Source organism: Pseudomonas sp., from assembly GCF_030696055.1.
Taxonomy (GTDB): domain Bacteria; phylum Pseudomonadota; class Gammaproteobacteria; order Pseudomonadales; family Pseudomonadaceae; genus Aquipseudomonas.
Genome location: NZ_JAUYNP010000160.1, coordinates 1 through 3523 on the forward strand (window position 1 = coordinate 1; position 3523 = coordinate 3523).

3 protein-coding genes are annotated in these 3523 nt (G+C 61.5%); 1 reads left to right on the plus strand and 2 read right to left on the minus strand.

Features of this window, described 5'->3' with window-relative positions; all coding sequences use genetic code 11:
* Positions 1-1812, plus strand: a 1812-nt coding sequence (locus Q8Q83_RS09605) for an efflux RND transporter permease subunit (protein WP_305623207.1), incomplete at its 5' end; no start/stop codon positions are given.
* Between the two features lie 219 nt (positions 1813-2031).
* Here the strand turns inward: Q8Q83_RS09605 and Q8Q83_RS09610 are convergent.
* Both Q8Q83_RS09610 and Q8Q83_RS09615 read right to left on the minus strand, forming a co-directional pair.
* The gene (locus Q8Q83_RS09610) at positions 2032-2256 is read right to left on the minus strand and encodes a hypothetical protein (RefSeq protein WP_305623209.1); all 225 of its coding nucleotides are present in this window, start codon (positions 2254-2256) and stop codon (positions 2032-2034) included.
* A 614-nt stretch (positions 2257-2870) separates the two neighbouring features.
* Positions 2871-3523: TCP-1/cpn60 chaperonin family protein (locus Q8Q83_RS09615; protein ID WP_305623211.1), on the minus strand; the 653-nt coding region annotated here is incomplete at its 5' end.

A 3523-nucleotide genomic window follows, 5' to 3' on the forward strand; every position in this document is an offset into this window, starting at 1 on the left:
GAGGAAGGCAAGACGCCGTTCGACGCGGCCCTCGAGGGCGCGCGCGAGATCGCCGTGCCCGTGGTATCGATGACCATCACCCTGGCCGCGGTATACGCCCCCATCGGTTTTCTCGAGGGCCTGACCGGCGCGCTGTTCAAGGAGTTCGCCCTGACCCTGGCCGGAGCGGTGATCATCTCCGGCATAGTGGCGCTGACCCTGTCGCCGATGATGTGCGCCAAGTTACTGCGTCACGAGGAAAACCCCTCGGGCCTGGCGCACAAGCTCGACTTGATCTTCGAGCGCCTCAAGCAGCGCTACCAGCGCGCCCTGCACGGCACCCTGAACACCCGGCCGGTGGTCATAGTGTTCGCCGTGATAGTGCTGTGCCTGATCCCCGTGCTGCTCAAGTTCACCAAGAGCGAACTGGCCCCGGAAGAGGACCAGGGCATCATCTTTATGATGGCCACCGCGCCGCAACCGACCAACCTGGAGTACCTGAACAAGTACACCGATGAGTTCGTCACCATCTTCAAGGAGTTTCCCGAGTACTACTCCTCGTTCCAGATCAACGGTTTCAACGGCGTGCAGTCGGGGATCGGCGGCTTCCTGATGACCCCCTGGAACGAGCGCGAACGCACCCAGATGGAGATTTTGCCCGAGGTGCAGGGCCGTCTGGCGCAGATCCCTGGCTTGCAGATCTTCGGCTTCAACCTGCCGTCCTTGCCGGGTACCGGCAGCGGCTTGCCGTTCCAGTTCGTGATCAACACGCCGAACGACTACCAGTCGTTGCTGCAGGTGGCTGATCGGGTCAAGCAACGCGCCCTGGCGTCCGGCAAGTTCGCCTTCCTGGATGTCGACCTGGCGTTCGACAAGCCGGAAGTGGTGGTGGAGATCGACCGCGAGAAAGCCGCGCAGATGGGCGTGTCCATGCAGGACCTCGGCCTGACCCTGGCCAGCCTGCTCGGTGAAGGCGAGATCAACCGCTTCACCATAGACGGGCGCAGCTACAAGGTGATAGCCCAGGTCGAGCGCGCCTACCGCGACAACCCGGACTGGCTCGGCAGCTACTACGTGAAGAGCGAAAGCGGCGCCATGCTCGCCCTGTCGACCCTGATCAAGGTCAGCGACCGCGCCCGCCCGACCCAGCTGAACCAGTTCCAGCAGCTCAACTCGGCGATTATCCAGGGCGTGCCGATGGTCAGCATGGGCGAGGCGATCGACACGGTGGAGCAGATCATGCAGGAGGAAGCGCCCGCCGGCTTCGCCTACGACTACGCCGGCGCCGCGCGCCAGTACGTGCAGGAAGGCGGCGCGCTGTACCTGACCTTCGGCCTGGCCCTGGCCCTGATCTTCCTGGTGCTGGCCGCGCAGTTCGAGAGCTTCCGCGATCCGCTGGTGATACTGGTCACAGTACCTTTGTCGATCTGCGGCGCGCTGATTCCGCTGTTCCTCGGCCTGTCGAGCATGAACATCTACACCCAGGTGGGCCTGGTGACGCTGATCGGTTTGATCACCAAGCACGGCATCCTGATCGTCGAGTTCGCCAATCAGCTGCGCCGCGACAAAGGCCTGTCGCGCCGCGAGGCCGTCGAGGAAGCCGCCTCGATTCGCCTGCGCCCGGTGCTGATGACCACCGCGGCCATGGTCTTCGGCATGGTGCCGCTGATCCTGGCCAGCGGCGCGGGGGCGGTGAGCCGTTTCGACATCGGCCTGGTGATCGCCACCGGCATGTCCATCGGCACCCTGTTCACCCTGTTCGTGCTGCCCTGTGTGTACAGCCTGCTGGCCCAGCCGGATGCGCGGGCAAAGTCGCACGCGGTGCACGCCTAAGCGAACGAACAGGCACTAAAAATTTCCGGGAGAAATTTTTGACGTCGCCTCGCGACGGCCCGAAAGGTGACCGCCAAGGATGGCAGGCCACAAAAAATCGTCGGGAGCGATTGTTGACGTCGCGTAGCGACGGCCCCGAAGGGGTGGCCGCCATGGATGGCAGGCCACAAAAAAGCCCTGCATTGCAGGGCTTTTTACTGACTGCACTGTGACTGCTGGCTAGCCCTTAGGCCCCACGCCCTGCGACAGACTGAATATAAACAACAGCAGGTCATGATCCGGACGCGCGCTGGACTCCGTTCGTACTTGAGCAGATGCCGGGCTCGCACCCTGCTCGCTTTGGCTGATCACCTGAGTACCAGGTTCATGCCAGGCCGCCGCCGCTATCGAGGCCACGCTAAGCGCAGCAACAAGAAACAAACCTCGTGCAATTTCCAGTTTCATCACTGCAACCTCTTGATAGCGCTGCCAAACGCTGTTTGCTTACCCTAGATCACTGATAACCCTATCGCCGATGTTCGCGACGGGCGGTCGTAAATGCCGACATTTCCCGGCAACCACAGCTCGGATCATCCTGATCGACAAGCAAAGCACTCAACCCACTTTCGAGTAACGCCCAGGCCAATAGTTCAACCGCGCAGCCGCTCAGCCCTCCCCGGGTATCACTCTCTGCTTGGGGTAACGCCGCGCAGTCACCTAATTGCCCATCCGCACCAGTGTCGTGCGTGAGAGCGGCGTCAGCGTTTAATAGCCGCGTTAACAGAAAAAGCCCAATACAACTCTCTGCCGGCACGGGGATAGGCGCAGGCCAGAGCACATCCAGGTGAGATCAAGACAAGGCAGCGGTCAGGCTGCCAGTCAGCAGCGCCGCGAATTGACAGGCTCCAGTCCGGAAGCCTGGATAAAACAAAGCAATAGGCGTACCGCTTTGCGCCAGGGGCAGCTGCATACCCCGGAAAGTTGCATACCCCAGAAAAACGAAAACCCCGCGACAGGCGCGGGGTTTTCTTTACAGCGTACAGACCGCCTTACGGCGGCCCGTCAGGGTGCCGGCTGGCTTACATCATGCCGCCCATGCCACCCATACCGCCCATGTCTGGCATACCGCCAGCGGCCGGCTTGTCTTCAACCACTTCGGCAATCATCGCTTCGGTGGTGATCATCAGGCTGCCGATGGAGGCTGCAGCTTGCAGCGCGGAACGAGTGACCTTGGCCGGATCGAGAATACCCATCTCGATCATGTCGCCGTAGGTGTCGGTGGCGGCGTTGAAGCCGAAGTTACCCGAACCTTGCTTGACCTTGTCGACCACTACGCTCGGCTCGCCGCCGGCGTTGGAAACGATCTGACGCAGCGGCGCTTCGACGGCGCGGCGCAGCAGAGCGATACCCACGTCCTGATCGGCGTTGTCGCCGGTCAGTTCGCTGATGGCCTGCAGAGCACGCACCAGGGCCACACCACCGCCAGGTACCACGCCTTCTTCAACGGCGGCGCGGGTCGCGTGCAGGGCGTCTTCGACGCGGGCTTTCTTCTCTTTCATTTCCACTTCGGTGCCGGCACCGACTTTGATCACGGCAACACCGCCTGCAAGTTTTGCCAAACGCTCTTGGAGTTTTTCTTTGTCGTAATCTGAAGTTGTGTTTTCGACCTGCATACGGATCTGAGCAACACGATTTTTAATCGCATCTTTGTTGCCGTCACCTTCTACAATTG